The 14,453-nt window shown below is 33.8% G+C and carries 14 protein-coding genes and 2 tRNA genes; 8 read left to right on the forward strand and 8 right to left on the reverse strand.

Translation table 11 applies throughout. The features are described 5' to 3' along the window. Nucleotides 1-525: 525 nt before the first annotated feature. A tRNA-Leu gene (locus WKI77_RS00920) sits at nucleotides 526-610 on the reverse strand. Next, the gene (locus tag WKI77_RS00925) at nucleotides 592-1,503 is read right to left on the reverse strand and encodes an endonuclease V (protein WP_337859960.1); all 912 of its coding nucleotides are present in this window, start codon (nucleotides 1,501-1,503) and stop codon (nucleotides 592-594) included. Before WKI77_RS00925 ends, WKI77_RS00920 begins: the two co-directional genes overlap by 19 nt. 116 nt (nucleotides 1,504-1,619) lie before the next feature. Here WKI77_RS00925 and WKI77_RS00930 point away from each other — a divergent pair, with 116 nt between their 5' ends. Then, the gene (locus WKI77_RS00930) at nucleotides 1,620-4,346 is read left to right on the forward strand and encodes an MMPL family transporter (protein ID WP_337859961.1); all 2,727 of its coding nucleotides are present in this window, start codon (nucleotides 1,620-1,622) and stop codon (nucleotides 4,344-4,346) included. Between the two features lie 25 nt (nucleotides 4,347-4,371). Beyond that, complete coding sequence (locus WKI77_RS00935) at nucleotides 4,372-4,596, forward strand: hypothetical protein (RefSeq protein ID WP_337859962.1); 225 nt, start codon at nucleotides 4,372-4,374, stop codon at nucleotides 4,594-4,596. Here the strand turns inward: WKI77_RS00935 and WKI77_RS00940 are convergent. Then, a complete protein-coding gene (locus WKI77_RS00940; protein WP_337859963.1) occupies nucleotides 4,569-4,880 on the reverse strand; it encodes a ribonuclease P in 312 nt (103 codons plus the stop codon). The two genes, WKI77_RS00935 and WKI77_RS00940, sit on opposite strands and share 28 nt — an antisense overlap. 40 nt (nucleotides 4,881-4,920) lie before the next feature. On the opposite strand from WKI77_RS00940, the gene WKI77_RS00945 reads away from it, so the two are divergent. Next, the gene (locus WKI77_RS00945) at nucleotides 4,921-5,595 is read left to right on the forward strand and encodes a phosphoglycolate phosphatase (RefSeq protein ID WP_337859964.1); all 675 of its coding nucleotides are present in this window, start codon (nucleotides 4,921-4,923) and stop codon (nucleotides 5,593-5,595) included. On the opposite strand, the gene WKI77_RS00950 is transcribed toward WKI77_RS00945, so the two are convergent. Next, the gene (locus WKI77_RS00950; protein ID WP_337859965.1) at nucleotides 5,587-6,816 is read right to left on the reverse strand and encodes a dihydroorotase; all 1,230 of its coding nucleotides are present in this window, start codon (nucleotides 6,814-6,816) and stop codon (nucleotides 5,587-5,589) included. The genes WKI77_RS00945 and WKI77_RS00950 overlap by 9 nt on opposite strands. Before the next feature lie 78 nt (nucleotides 6,817-6,894). Between WKI77_RS00950 and WKI77_RS00955 the strand changes: the two genes are divergently transcribed. Next, on the forward strand, nucleotides 6,895-7,968 hold the full coding sequence (locus WKI77_RS00955) for an aminopeptidase P family protein (RefSeq protein ID WP_337859966.1): 1,074 nt from the start codon (nucleotides 6,895-6,897) through the stop codon (nucleotides 7,966-7,968). Further along, nucleotides 7,969-8,976 (forward strand): hypothetical protein, encoded by a 1,008-nt coding sequence (locus WKI77_RS00960; protein WP_337859967.1) that lies wholly within the window; start codon nucleotides 7,969-7,971, stop codon nucleotides 8,974-8,976. Between the two features lies 1 nt (nucleotide 8,977). Here WKI77_RS00960 and WKI77_RS00965 read toward each other — a convergent pair whose 3' ends face one another. Then, nucleotides 8,978-9,226 (reverse strand): signal recognition particle subunit SRP19/SEC65 family protein, encoded by a 249-nt coding sequence (locus tag WKI77_RS00965; RefSeq protein ID WP_337859968.1) that lies wholly within the window; start codon nucleotides 9,224-9,226, stop codon nucleotides 8,978-8,980. After that, nucleotides 9,223-9,603, reverse strand: a complete 381-nt coding sequence (locus WKI77_RS00970; protein ID WP_337859969.1) for a 30S ribosomal protein S8e — start codon at nucleotides 9,601-9,603, stop codon at nucleotides 9,223-9,225. The genes WKI77_RS00965 and WKI77_RS00970 overlap by 4 nt, the downstream gene beginning before the upstream one ends. Nucleotides 9,604-9,867: 264 nt before the next feature. Between WKI77_RS00970 and WKI77_RS00975 the strand changes: the two genes are divergently transcribed. Both WKI77_RS00975 and WKI77_RS00980 read left to right on the forward strand, forming a co-directional pair. Next, a complete protein-coding gene (locus WKI77_RS00975) occupies nucleotides 9,868-11,580 on the forward strand; it encodes an ABC transporter ATP-binding protein (RefSeq protein WP_337859970.1) in 1,713 nt (570 codons plus the stop codon). Beyond that, nucleotides 11,564-13,279, forward strand: coding sequence for an ABC transporter ATP-binding protein (locus WKI77_RS00980; protein ID WP_337859971.1), 1,716 nt, complete (start codon nucleotides 11,564-11,566; stop codon nucleotides 13,277-13,279). The genes WKI77_RS00975 and WKI77_RS00980 overlap by 17 nt, the downstream gene beginning before the upstream one ends. Here the strand turns inward: WKI77_RS00980 and WKI77_RS00985 are convergent. Further along, nucleotides 13,276-13,659, reverse strand: coding sequence for a hypothetical protein (locus WKI77_RS00985; protein WP_337859972.1), 384 nt, complete (start codon nucleotides 13,657-13,659; stop codon nucleotides 13,276-13,278). The two genes, WKI77_RS00980 and WKI77_RS00985, sit on opposite strands and share 4 nt — an antisense overlap. Nucleotides 13,660-13,760: 101 nt before the next feature. Between WKI77_RS00985 and WKI77_RS00990 the strand changes: the two genes are divergently transcribed. Next, a complete protein-coding gene (locus tag WKI77_RS00990) occupies nucleotides 13,761-13,922 on the forward strand; it encodes a hypothetical protein (protein ID WP_337859973.1) in 162 nt (53 codons plus the stop codon). Nucleotides 13,923-14,335: 413 nt separating this feature from the next. On the opposite strand, the gene WKI77_RS00995 is transcribed toward WKI77_RS00990, so the two are convergent. Beyond that, nucleotides 14,336-14,420, reverse strand: a tRNA-Leu gene (locus tag WKI77_RS00995). Between the last annotated feature and the right edge of the window lie 33 nt (nucleotides 14,421-14,453).

The raw sequence follows: 14,453 nt of genomic DNA on the forward strand, positions 1-14,453 counted from the left end.
ATGAAGAATGGAATAATAAAGAAGAATTAAATGACAAAACTATTATTGGCGTATCGGATCTTATGATTCTAAAGATAACCTATGGATTGAAATAGGTGGTACGTTTATGATGATGTATTCAAATTCAAAGAACGTAAAAAAGGCTATTGAAAGGACAAATAGCTTCAAGAGTGAAGTTTTAAATGAAAATAAAAAGGATATCAAATATGTAGTGTAGTATCGGAACTGGAAAAACACGATTTATTCAAGCGTGAGTGAGTGAGCTATTGCAAGAAAAAATTATTTACCATATTGATGCGAATGTTATACTTGATTATTTGATTCCAGACAATAAAGATTTTTAGAAATTACAAAACGCAACTTAGAAAGAAAAGAATGGTGGATTGACATATACAGGATTAACTCGCATGTTATTGGAGAGATTTCTACAAAGTTATTTAAAACAGCAGATTTAAAAATATATACAGCTATACAATAAAATAGAAAAGGCTATAATTTGTTTATATATGATTACTATTGGAACGATGCGGAGAGTGGGATTTGAACCCACGAATTCCTGCGAAAATGGACCCTGAATCCATCACCTTTGTCCTAGCTCGGCAATCTCCGCTTCCTGAAAGCAACAGTTTCATTATGTGCTTTTTTCAATATGTATGGATATTTACCATTTCCTAATAACTTTATCTTTCTTATACTTGACTCCAGGCTTATCATGTTCCCAGGGCTAACTATTGTATGCTTATTTATGTAATATCCAAGTTTTTTATTATTGTAAATTATGTAGCCATCGGCATCAATTTTACCTATAAGCAATGATTTTGCAACTCCGATTGTTTTTCTGTTCATTACAACACCAGCAAAGGTTGCAAGGCCACATTCCCTTGGATGCAGTAAACCGTTTGCATCTATTAATAGCATGCCTGGAACTCCTTCAGAAAGCTTTTCTATAAATGGTGTTTCCCTGTAGCCAAGATATCCCGGTATATATGGAAAATTTACTTCCATTTCAATATTTTTAACATTATATTCCTCATTATCATATGATACAAGAGCTCCATATCCGGTTCTTCCAGAGTATGAAATATCTATTGCTGCAAAATTTTCTTCTTCCAAATCGTCATCAAAATTTGCCATTTCTGCTATTTTTTCCTGTTCCTTCTGCAATTTAATTAATGGATAATCAGTTTTAAAATCGGCGAAAAATCTTTCATTGAAGTTTTCAATAATTCCATTGTTTATTATTATTCCATCTTTTTTCAGCCTTTTCTCTTTTTCCTCAATGCCCAATGCATATTTGCCCATTCTTTTATCTGTATGGACTACCTTATAGCACGGTATTCCATCAGGATCATTGTTTATGGAAAGCATGTATCCCACAGCCCTTGCAGCCCTTATATCACCAAGTGCCCTTGCCAGTTCACCATATGTTGTTATGTATCCTTCCGGAATCTGCTTTACCAGTCCATAAAAATAATCATAAAGATTTAAATTTGCATAATTCATATTCAATTATATTGATAATATATAAATTATTATTGAAATATATTCATTTCTATATTTATTCATTTTAAGAATTGTTTACTCATAAACTTTATATTTTACTGTGGCATTGCTTGTCAATGTTTGAATCGTTCTTCTACAGAGTGGGAAAGTATGTCAAAAGAAACAAAAAGAAGATAATTGTATTCTGGATAATTTTATTTTTGCTCATGGCATATCCTGCAACACTCATTTTCACTGATACTTCATATAATCTAAATAACTCACTGGTTACAAAAAATTCACAATCCAGCAAGGCAAATGATATATTAACAACACAGTTTAACAGTTCATCAGACCCTTCTATAATTATTGTATCAAATAATACTTCAATAGATAATCTTACAATTAGCAGGGAAATGCTTAATTTCCAGCATTCAATTGGTTCCTATTTAAAAAGTATAAATGTTGGATATAACAGGGCAACAAGCATTTATACAGTGGAAAATCAAACTTTAATGGGCTATTCAAGTAGTGCATATAAGCTTGAAAATGGAACAAAGGGCATGATTAAGTTTACACTTTTAAACTTATCAGAGGATAAATATAATGTAACAGAGACTACAAAAAATATTAGTCGCAATACTTCGCTTTTGCCATTGCTTGACGAACTTGGCTTAACAACACCAAAAAACGTTACAGCTTTTGTACAGCGTGTAAATAATACCATACGATCTCCTAAAAATTCATCAGCCATTGAAAATTATACTGTAAATCTTGTTGATTCAAGCCAGATATATTTAATAAATAATGTGAAACCTCTGGCAAATCCACTCATAAAAATTAACGTGCCATATTTTAACAACTATCTTTATGAATTATATAATAACACAGGAAATAATTACAGTGCTTTTGTGAGTGGCATTATACATAATACAACTTACAATGAATTGCCGGTTCTTCCTTCAGCCTATGCTTCATCCTCACTGATCAATAAAGGCAATTCAACATTAATTATGATATTTTCATATAAAACCAAGATTACCAGTGCACAACAGGCACATATCACATCAATGGAGAAAAGTTACAGCTCTAAAATTGAAAATAGTTCATATTATCTTGCAGGGTCATCAGTATCCAACAACCAGCTGGCCAGTGAGTCACTTCATGGGATGATCGTTGCACTGGTAATAGGAATAATAGTCTCAATATTTATTGTAGGATTATTCTTCAGGTCTCCTGTAGCTGCTTTTCTGCCATTTTTAATGTTTGTAACATCATCGGTAATAGCAGCTGGAATAAATGGCCTTCTTTACAAATATGTATTTCATACAACAATATCGTTTATAACGCCAACACTGTTGCTGATACTTATTCTTGGAATTGCTTCAGATTATTCTGTATACATACTTTCCAGGTTCCGCAGTGAATTGAGGTCAAAAAATCCTGATGCAATACCTGAATCGTCAAAATGGGCCGGGCATGCAGTATTCACATCCGGGACCACGGTTGCAATATCTTACCTTATATTATGGATATCAAATATACCAATTTTCAGTGATGCAGGCCTTACAAATGCCATTGCTGCTGTAGTTACCATTATAGTTGCCAATACATTTCTTATAGCAATACTTGCCCAGTGGCAGAATAAAGCTTACTGGCCCTCTAAAATTAAAGCAGGGCAGAAGCTCCCATTTGAAAAAGCCATGGAAAAAGTGGCACATGTAACATTGAAGAACAAGAAGAAGATTATTGTAATTTTCCTTGTAGTAACCCTTGGAGCATTATTATTATATTCAACAACACCAACAAATATGGATCTGTTTGAATTAATACCTGCAAGCAGTGGTGTTCAGGCAACATCAGTAATAAACAGCTCACTGCACTATGACCTTTTTGATCCAGCTTACGTTATGGTTAATTTTACATCACCATTTATAATAAATTCAACCGGCGGTGGCATTTCGTTTAACAGCACGGAATACAACCAGACACTTGCAATGGAAAATAAGCTTTTAGATTCACCTGATGTGCACAGCGTATCGGGCCCCGGTTATCCATATGAAAAGGAAGTAAATTACACTGACCTTATATCTTCTCCGTTATACAGAAAAGAATACATTAACCAGACGGCAACATATGTTGGGCATAATGATAAATCGGTAGAAATTGTAGTTTACCTTTCTAATGTTGCGTGGAGCAATCCGTCCACAAATTATGTTAATAAGATGCCTGCAATAGTAAGCAGTATTCAGGGAAGTGATTATAAAGCGTATGTTGGAGGAACAACAGAATACCTTAACAACGCATATTCATTTACATCCCATTCATTTAATAATATGGTGCCAATTCTTGGCATAGCCATATTCATTATACTATTAATACAGCTTGCATCGGCACTGACTCCAGTAAGGCTTATACTGATGGTGATGGCAGCAGTTATTATGGCACTCTCGGTTACATATATAATATTCTATTATCTTCTTCATCTTCCTGTAGTTATATTTTTGCCGCTCTTTGTATTTATTACGCTTCTCGCCGTAGGGCTTGATTATGATATATTCATGATTACCAGGGTTCAGGAAGATATGGCGAAAGGCAAGAGCACTGAAGAAGCTGTGAAAAACTCAATAATAGAAAACGGTGGAGTTATAATAACTCTGGGAATGCTTCTTTTCGCAACATTCGGTGCTTTATATTTCAGCGGGCTGGGAATAATGGAAGAAATTGGAGTCGGGCTTGCACTTGGTGTTCTTATTGACACATTTGTCAGCTGGATGCTCTTCGTACCTGCAATAATGACTGTAATGGACAAATATAACTGGTGGCCTTCAAAGATTGGAAAGAAGAAAGATACGGAAAAATAATTATACGTTGCTTAACTGTGGATATATGAAAACATTCCTTAAGGTGATATTTAACAGCGAGGGTACAAAACCCAGTGAGATAGTGGGTAGATTAAGGTCGTTAGGCTTTTCCCTGATAAAAGGTGAACAGGATATGGTTTACAACTGGCCTGACTCTGCAACAGCAGATGATGCAATATGGTTTGCAGATAAGATACAGGCCACGCTTCAGGGCTTTAATGTTTATTTCGAACTTGAAACTATGGATTGATTCTTATTTTCAAAAGGTATCCTTCTTATATTGCCACAGTACGGGCAGTGAATGATTACCATTTTGTTTTTTAATGAAATTTTAATATTTTTATACGGGGTTTTGCACTTTTTGCAGTAAGACCTCTTTATAGCAGGTTCTAAAGTAATGTTCATCCGCATTCCTATTTTTTCCATTAATTTAATATACCTTCGGGATAATTCAATATTATCTGTTTTTCCCGCCTGTTCAAACAATTCCGCAATTCTTTTCCTTGAGATTTTCACAAGGATCTGATCTTTCATGTTCTATAAATATTTATTAATATTATAAATATTGCCATGAATGATTAAATTCATGATACTGGATGTGGATGGAACAATTACAGACCAGAACCGAATTATTTCACCTGACGCAATGAAAAATATAAAGAATGGAATAGAAAAAGGATTGAATATATCGCTTATCAGCGGCAATGTCATACCAGTTATGTTCGGGCTTAAAACCTTTCTTGGAATCAATGGGCCGGTATTTGGGGAAAATGGTGGAATTATGTATTACAATGGAAAAATTGAAAAATTTTTCAGCAAAGAAAAGCCATTCAAATTTCTTGAGTATATATCGACTATTTCATCTGCTACTGCGTATTTCACCAACCAGTGGCGTGAAACATCTGCTGCATTTTCCATGGATCCTGGTGATGTGGAAAAAGTGTCAACAGAAGCAAAGAAATGGAATCTTAATATTGTCGACAGTAAATTTACATGGCATATAATGAATCAGGGGGAAAACAAGGCATATGCAGTAAATATTATAAAAAACCTTTACGGGCTTAACTGGGATGAAATTCTCGTTGCTGGAGATTCAGATAATGATAATCCAATGTTTAACCTTCCTGTAAAAAAAGCATGCCCGGCCAATGCAACAAATACCATAAAATCTTTAAGCGATTATATATCGCCAGAATCATATGGGAATGAAATAGGAGATATAATGCTTAAATTTAAAATATTACCTTAAATCATTTACATATTTTCCTGTTCTGCTGCCTGTAAGTTCTTTTTGATCTATAACGGTTTCACCCCGCAATATTACATAATCAGGAAATATTGCATCAAAGCCATTAAATGGAGAGCCTGGATTTTTTGAATGAAGCTTATAATCATCTATTCGATTCATGGAGGAAAAATCAACAGACATGAAATCTGCATAATTTCCGATTTTTATTTCCCCTTTTTTAAGATTAAATAATTTTGCAGGATTTAATATGCAGGTTTTATAGAATATATCAAATGGCAATATTTTTTTATGTACAAGTGCCAGCATTAGAGGGATTCTTGTTTCAACGCCGATGATTCCGGATTTGGCATATTCAAAATCAATTTTATCATTCTGTGTGTGTGGTGCGTGATCTGAAGAAACAGTGTTAAATTTTCCATTTATAAGCCCATTCAAAAGGCTTTCCTGAAGATCCTTTGACCTTAATGGAGGGTTTACCTTTCCATAGGGCCCAAGGGGCATATCTGTGTTAAGCAACGTATGGTGCGGTGTCACTTCCTTTATGTATGGAGTGTTTACATCGTGTGTTATGTGTGTAATAATTCCCTTTGAAAATTTCATGTTTTCTGCTTTTTTAATTGCAATGTCTTCACATTCCACTGGCCGTATAGATGAGTATTCCTTTAAATTTCTGGCTAAACCTGCATGGTTTTTAAGGCATTCACCATCCTCTGCATGGAAAACTACCGGTATGCCCATTTTTTCTATTGATGCCAGTGATTCTTCAGTAATATTTCCAATTCCACCGGCATTTGTGGTTTCACCCATGTAGATTTTTATTCCCGATGATTCTTTGCTGATTATATTTGCATTTGAACCGGTAAAATTTGAATATAATCCAAAATCACAGAAAGCTTTTCTTCTCACTATTTCCAGCTTGTCCATGTATGCAGAATAGTTATCAATTTTAATTCTGTTATTCGGCATATCAAATACTGTTGTTGTTCCGCCGTAAATGGCTGAAATAGAACCTGTAGAGAAATCCTCCTTTTCTGTTTCTCCAGGATCCCTGAAATGCACATGTGTATCGGTTCCTGCCGGAATAATTGCGTTTTTTAAAAGTTTCCGTTTCCCATTAATATGTTTTTTTATATCTGTTATAATTCCATTTTCAACTGCAACATCCAATTCCTGAAAAGTGTTCTGGAAAAAGAATTTTCCTGAGTATACAGAATCATGCATATAAACATATAATTGTAAAGTTAAAATAGATTGCCATTTTAAACGAAATAATTATATTAATAGTCAAAATAAGTAATAATGAGAGAGAAAAAAATCTTTGATTATGTGAGAAACGTGGATTCAATACTTATAATGAATGGCGGTGAAAACCAGATTGATAAAACCTTTTTTTACCTGACAGGAGCAAAATCAGGCATATTTGAAGGATCAATACTGCATGTAAAGCCTGAAAAAGTAACGATAATAACATCTGCACTTGAAGAGGAAGCTGCAAAGGAAACTGGCTTTGATGTAATGGTATACAATGGCTCTTCTGAAAAAAATGAAATACTTAAAAATGCATTCAATGGGGATGTTAATGTTGGGCTTAATTATTCTGCACTTACTCTGGACCTGTACAAGCAGCTTATGAGGATAATTCCAGATAAGGAATTCATAGATGTCTCACAGTCCATAGATGAAGCAAGAAAAATAAAGGATGAATCAGAATTAAAAAATTTAAGGGAAGCTGCAAAAATAGCCAGTGACTCCTTTCAGGATTTTATAAAAACACTGAAAGAGGGAATGAAAGAATCGGAGCTGGCGGCAAATGTGGTTTATGCAATGATGAGAAACGGTGCGTCTGGTGAATCGTTCAAAACTATAGTTGCATTCGGTAAAAACTCTGCAATGCCACATTATATGCCGGGCAATGCAAAACTTAAGAAAAATGACTTTGTGCTTATTGATTACGGAGCTTTGTATAACAGGTACTGTTCTGATATGACCAGAACTGTTGTATTCGGAAGGGCTGATGAGAAACAAAAAGAAATGTATGAAACAGTGAGGGCTGCACAGGATGAAAGCAAAAAAGCATTGAAAGCAGGAATAAATGGAAAAGACATAGATATGATTGCAAGAAAAATAATAGATGAAAAGTATCCAGGAAGATTCATTCACAGCCTGGGGCATGGTATTGGCCTGGATGTACACGACCACCCTGCATTATCTCCCTCCATGGATTTCTTGCTGAAGCAAAATATGGTGGTAACTGATGAGCCTGGAGTCTATATTCCGGAAGTGGGCGGCGTGAGAATTGAAGACGACTTAATCATAAAGAAAGACGGGCATGAAGAAATAACCAGTGCTACAAGGGAACTTCTGGAATTATAGATGATAACATCAAATTTTTTTGTTGATTTCAGGCTTATTCGTGATGAGAAGCGCATGGATGAAATAGTGAATTCAATTGACATTAATGCCCGAAGAGTTGTTGTTGAAGCATTTGATTACTTAAATGGGCTTGTTAGAAAATATTCAGATAATCAAGGATATAATATTACAATGAGCAAAAATGCGTTTGCCATTGCCATGTGGATGCTGCGGTATATAAATGAGCAGGGAATGACATCAAGATTTGTTATAACACAGAGAGACGTTTTTGAGCTGGAACTTTACAGAATTTCCAGGGATGATAATGAAGCCATAATTCTTTACTGTGACAGCGCAGGCATAGAGGCTACTACAGAAGGCGGCTCATTTAGAATACCATTTGATTTCTTCATAAAAAATAATAAAAAAATTTCAGGTTACAAATACAGGCTTATATATCAGAAAATTAAAAATGGATTTATTGATATAAGCAAGGAGCAGTTCGCGCATCTTTTGCGTGAAGATTTTGTGGTTAAAATTATGGATACCTATAACAGCATCAACATGGGTGATTCACAGAACATCTTTAGAAAGTATACAGGAACGCTTGATAAAATAAAGAGGGAGTATCTGGAAATAAAGGCAAAAAATACCATATCACTGGGAGATGTCGATTTTTCAATCTTTCCTCCATGCATAAAGGAGTATATTAATGAGATAAGGGACGGAGGAAACCCATCGCATCTGGCGAGGCTTACACTGGCAACATTCCTGCACCATATTGGAATGGAAAATGAAGATATTACAAAAATATTCAGGAGTACTGCTGATTTTGATGAAAGCAGTGCAACATACCAGATTAACCATTTAACCGGGAAAATATCTGGAACTGAATACAGCCCGCCTAAATGCGCAACATTAAAGTCGAATAGTCTTTGCTACATGGGAGATGATCCTGTTTGCAAAATAATAAAGCATCCAATGCAGTATTATGAATACAAAAAGAGAAGGAATGGAAAAAAGAAATAATTTATAATTTATCCTGAATAATTTTTAGTATTGTTGATTTTTTTATATTTGCATCAATTACAAACATCTTTGAATCTTCATACGGCATTCTTGAATAATGGGCGTCCCTGACTTCATATTTAACATTTATGGCTTTCAGGATGCCTGCCAACTTTTCATCGGAATAATTTTTGGCCTTTTCAACATTTATTCTTCTGCCGTATTTACGTGAATTTTCTGCCTTAAAATACTGGGAATAAAGAATTATCATTTTATTAATACTGCATTTATTATTCCATTCTGCCCTGGCCTGGATGTGATTCTAGCAGTGCCTGCATCTGTTGATATAACAGTTCCTTTGCTCATTATATTTCTCTGGACATAATGTGGATCGGCATTATTTTCTTTAACAGTAAGGATTTTCATTTTCTTTGTGGTTTTATCCTCTGGATTATATATATTTGCATACCCTTCCTTAAGCAACAATAATTTTCTGTTTCCGCCAAGTGTTCTGATAGCCCTGCGTTCAGTTTCGCCAACTTTAGTGAATGAAGGTTCTCTGCCAAGTTCATATCTTCTTTTTGAATGGTTTCTTCTTAACTTTCCTCCTGTATACTTACTTGTACTTTTACCCTGATAAATTGTCATATTATCCCTTATTTAATGTAATTATATAAGTTTATTTATGAATAGAGCCGGGCAGTTCACTTTATTTTTGATTATCCGGTTTAAAATTAATTCCCGTATCCACTATTAATCCAGTGTTATTATGATTGCCTATTATTAATTCTTTATTGTTTACAGTTTGCTGCAATACAAAAATAGGCATAATATTCTATTGAAACTCAGATGGCTGTTGAAGGCACACAAAATACAAAAAATAAAAATAAATAATTGGTATTCAGATATACTGTGAACAGATATTCTATTATATTTAAAAACATAAAAAGTGTATGGTATCTTATAATTGCCGTAATACTGGCATCACTTGCGTATGCCTATTTACGTCTCCTTGTGCCATTATATATTGGAGATGCCGTAGACAGCATAGTATCAAAGAATTATATTATAATACTGCATTTTGCTCTTCTAATTTTTGCCGTAACTGCTGTAGCTTCCCTATTTGATTTTGTAATAGATTATTATGCAAATAAGGCAAGCCAGAAATTTGTATATAATCTTAGAAAGAATGAATTTGGAAAATTATTGTCAAAAAACTATGAGTATTTCAATACAAATTCTACAGGCAATATATTATCGAAATTCACTATGGATATTGAAACACTGAGAAGGCTTGTAAATATGTCACTATCCAACCTTTTCAGTGTAACTTTTCTAATAATTATAGCAGGCATTGACCTTACAAGATTATATTATGGTTTCACAATTATATTTTTAATTGTAATAACTCCTGTTATTTTCTTTACATTTACCATGCAGAGAAAACAGAGAAAATACTGGCGTTCCCTGAGAGAAAAATATGGAAAGATGACTAATATACTCAATCAAAATATTGTTGGAAACCGTGTTGTGCGAAGCTTTACAGCCGAAGAACAGGAAATCAATAAATTTAATGATTCAACGGATTCGTATTTTGATGATTACAAAGGCATAGCAGGTGTCAGATCCCTTTATAATCCATTCCTCACACTTTTGCTGAGTCTTGCCATTGGATTTGTTTTAATATATGGTGGAATAGAGAGCATTGATTCGTTAATACCGGTGGGAAGTGTCATTGCTGCAGTAAATATATTTACACTGGTTCTTGGCCCGGTTAGGTTTTATGGACGGTATATATCTTTCTATGAAAACGGAATGGCCAGCCTTGATAGAATTAATTTAATAAATAGCGAAGATCTTGTCATTGCCGGCGCTCTTAAGCCTCCAATAGAAGGCAATATACATCTAGAAAATCTTGGTTACAAAAGCAATAAAACAGTTATATTGAATAATATCAATATGGAAATAAATGCTGGAGAGAGAGTTGCTATTGTGGGTGAAACAGGGTCTGGAAAAACTACGCTTGTAAATATAATTTCAGGGCTTTATAAGAATTATACCGGCCATGCGTATCTGGATGGAAATGAATTAAAAGAAATAGATGATAAATTGATAAGGGAAAAAATAGGTATAGTTTCACAGGATTCCACATTATTCTCAGGAACTATAAAGTATAATATAACAATGGGAAAAGAATATCCTGCAAATGAAATAAAAGCTGCTGCAAAACTTTCCATGCTGGATGATTTTATAGAGAGTTTACCATTAAAATATGAAACACCTGTTGGTGAGAGGGGCATAACGCTTTCCGGAGGCCAAAAGCAAAGAATGGCAATAGCAAGGATAATAATTAGAAATCCGCAGATTATTATATTTGATGATTCAACTTCCAATCTGGATGCTGATACAGAAACGAGATTTCTGAAGACAATAGAGGAATTCATAAGGGATAAAACTACCATCATAATAAGCCATAAACTATCTTCTGTTATGCTTGCAGAAAAAGCATATGTACTGGAAAAAGGCACTATTATGGAGTATGGAGATATAAAAGACCTTATAAAACAGAACGGATCCTTCTCCCATATATTTGCAAGGAGATTTGGAGGTGACCCTGTTGAATAATTATTTTATCAGGCTTTTAAAGGAAATTCTTGCATATAAGAGGAATTCGTTTATAATAATTACAGCCATACTCGGATCATCTGTTGTTGCAATGATTGGACCATATATCATAGGTGTAGCCACAGACTCCATAATAGCACTTAAATTTAAAATCCTTATAATTCTTGCAATTCTATATCTCTCTCTATATGGAATAAACTATATTGCGGAAAACAGAAGAACAAAGTATATGATGAATACATCCCAGGCGGTGATTAAAAATCTGAGGGACAGAGCATTCATGAATTTGCAATATGTTCCATTGAAATACTACTCTGGGAAGAATGGTGGCCAGATTATAAGCAGGATAACAAATGATGCGGAAACACTTTCAGATTTCCTGACTTTTCAGCTTCCACAGGTTGTTGGAGGCATAGCTGGAATTATAGCATCAATATTTATAATGGTTTATTTAGATCCTGTTCTAACTTTATATGCTATTATAATAATACCAATGCTTTTGGCTACGATATTTCTTATGAATAAAAGAATTAAATTTAACTACATGAATGTAAGAACAAGGATAGCGGCCATGACAGGAAATGTTGCAGAATCGGTAAATGGAATAAAAGCAATAAAAAGTTCTGGAACGGAGGATATATTTAATTCGAGCTTCGAAAATGTTAATTCCGATAATTATTATGCAAACATAAATGCTGTGAGATTAACTTCATTGTTTTCAAGCATAGTTCAAATCATAGAAGGTTTCGGAATTATGATAGTGCTTTATGAAGGTGGAAGACAGGTCTTTTCAAGTATTATAAGCATCGGTATTCTTGTGGCTTTTATTGTTTATGTTCAGAGTTTCTTTAATCCAATAGTACAGTTATCGCAGTTCTATAATTCGTACCAGTCGTCATCTATTGCTATAGAAAGAATTTACAAAATTATAGATGAAAAACGGGATTACAAAAGTGGGCAAAAAACTCCTGCGTTCAATAAAGACCTGATAATGAATAATGTATCATTTTCCTATGGAAATGAAAGAATTATAGATAATTTAACAATAAAAATTGAAAAAGGCAGCAGGATTGCAATTATAGGAAAAACAGGTGCGGGAAAAACAACATTATCTAATTTAATGCTGAATTTCTATAAGCCTGATGCTGGAACAATATGCATGGACGGGGTAGATATAAACGAATTTAATACAATAGAATACAGAAAACTTTTTGGAGTTATCCTCCAGGATCCGTTTCTTTTTGAAGGAACTATACTTGAAAATGTAAGATTTGCAGCTCCAGAGGCAGTTGAAGAAGAGATAAACCAGAAAATTAAGGATATTGGTCTTGAAAGCATCATAGGGCCATTTGGGCTGGATGCAGAAGTGGGTGAAAGAGGAACAGGGCTTTCAGAGGGGCAAAGACAGGCAGTTTCTATACTGAGAGCGTCAATCAATGACCCAGAAATTATTATAATGGATGAGGCAACTTCACAGCTGGACATGAAAAATGAGGGGGTAATCCAAAATGCTATATTCAAATTCATGGAAGGAAAAACAATTATTATTATTGCGCATCACCTTGAAACCATAGTGAATTCAGATTACATTTATTACATTAATAAAGGGCGCGTAATGGAGGAGGGAACACCGAAAGAGTTGATGAATAATGGTACGCAGTTCTATGACCTTTATATTAAGAACAGGTTATTAATTTAATCTTCATTTATTTTTTTACTGTCTGGAGATGGAATTTTAACAAGTTTACCCTTTACTTTTTCTGGGTCATATCTTTTGTTAAGTTCACCCATTTTATTTCTATATGCTTCTTCGAGATTGAAATTTAAATGGTCGGCTATGGCAAAACATGAAAAAAGTATATCTGAAACCTCATTTTTAATCATTTCCATTGTTTTCTTATCCTTTCCATTTATTATATTGCTTTCAAATTTATTGTCTCTCCATAGTATGAGTTCCATAAGTTCACTGGATTCTATGGAACAATTCATAGCAAGGTCTTTAATGGTATGGAATTTTCTCCAGTCACGGTCGTCTATAAACTTTTTTGCTATATTTTGCAACTCTTCAATATCTGACATAACATTCAACTATTACAAAACAATATATATTTTTATTAGTTTAATATAGAAGTTCATTATAAATATTTATATATGAATATAAAATATCAAGTTGATATTTAATGGACAAGAAGGAACAGAAAAAGGCTGAGCTGAAACAGCAGCGAGAATATATAAAAGAAAAGAAGGAAATAATAGAATCAAAGGAACATGATGATTCTGTTGTAGATTCAACAAGTATAGACGAATCGCTTGAAGGCGGACAGTTTGAGCACGGTGATTAATTTAAATTATTTAAAGAAGAGTTTTTGTATGAAGTGTATGGCTTTGCTTTATTATTAGCTTAATATAATAAATTGATCACATTTTATTCTGATTGAGGCTAAACTATCTTGAACATAATAATGAATATAATTCTCGGTATTGCAGTATGATTTTCCGTAGATTTTTTAAGAATATTTGGGATAAAAAACAATAATACGATACCCATTACTAATATTGATTTATCGCCAAATACGAATAATAAGGACAGAGAAAGCATTTATCATTACCTGTATTTACTTTATAATATGTACTGTAAATAATATAATTTTTATATTTTAAAGGTGCAATAGAAAATATATAAAAAGTTTAAAAAATATCATGAATTATCTGAATACGGCATTTAACTATTGGAACTATTCTCTCATTGGAACTATGCGGAGGGTCGGATTTGAACCGGCGAACCCCTTTGGGAATAGATTTTGAGTCTATCACCTTTAGCCTGACTCGGTAACCTCCGCTTGCACTGATATTGCATCATATATTATAAATTT

The sequence above is a fragment of the Ferroplasma sp. genome (assembly GCF_037442045.1).
Taxonomy (GTDB): domain Archaea; phylum Thermoplasmatota; class Thermoplasmata; order Thermoplasmatales; family Thermoplasmataceae; genus Ferroplasma.

Bases quoted from the DNA above. Each gene is read 5' to 3' on its own strand.
- WKI77_RS00970 (WP_337859969.1), bottom strand. From the start codon at position 9,603: ATGACAATTTATCAGGGTAAAAGTACAAGTAAGTATACAGGAGGAAAG.
- WKI77_RS00945 (WP_337859964.1), top strand. From the start codon at position 4,921: ATGATTAAATTCATGATACTGGATGTGGATGGAACAATTACAGACCAG.
- WKI77_RS00935 (WP_337859962.1), top strand. From the start codon at position 4,372: ATGAAAACATTCCTTAAGGTGATATTTAACAGCGAGGGTACAAAACCC.
- WKI77_RS00985 (WP_337859972.1), bottom strand. From the start codon at position 13,659: ATGTCAGATATTGAAGAGTTGCAAAATATAGCAAAAAAGTTTATAGAC.
- WKI77_RS00990 (WP_337859973.1), top strand. From the start codon at position 13,761: ATGGACAAGAAGGAACAGAAAAAGGCTGAGCTGAAACAGCAGCGAGAA.
- WKI77_RS00925 (WP_337859960.1), bottom strand. From the start codon at position 1,503: ATGAATTATGCAAATTTAAATCTTTATGATTATTTTTATGGACTGGTA.
- WKI77_RS00960 (WP_337859967.1), top strand. From the start codon at position 7,969: ATGATAACATCAAATTTTTTTGTTGATTTCAGGCTTATTCGTGATGAG.
- WKI77_RS00965 (WP_337859968.1), bottom strand. From the start codon at position 9,226: ATGATAATTCTTTATTCCCAGTATTTTAAGGCAGAAAATTCACGTAAA.
- WKI77_RS00950 (WP_337859965.1), bottom strand. From the start codon at position 6,816: ATGCATGATTCTGTATACTCAGGAAAATTCTTTTTCCAGAACACTTTT.
- WKI77_RS00930 (WP_337859961.1), top strand. From the start codon at position 1,620: ATGTTTGAATCGTTCTTCTACAGAGTGGGAAAGTATGTCAAAAGAAAC.
- WKI77_RS00955 (WP_337859966.1), top strand. From the start codon at position 6,895: ATGAGAGAGAAAAAAATCTTTGATTATGTGAGAAACGTGGATTCAATA.
- WKI77_RS00940 (WP_337859963.1), bottom strand. From the start codon at position 4,880: ATGAAAGATCAGATCCTTGTGAAAATCTCAAGGAAAAGAATTGCGGAA.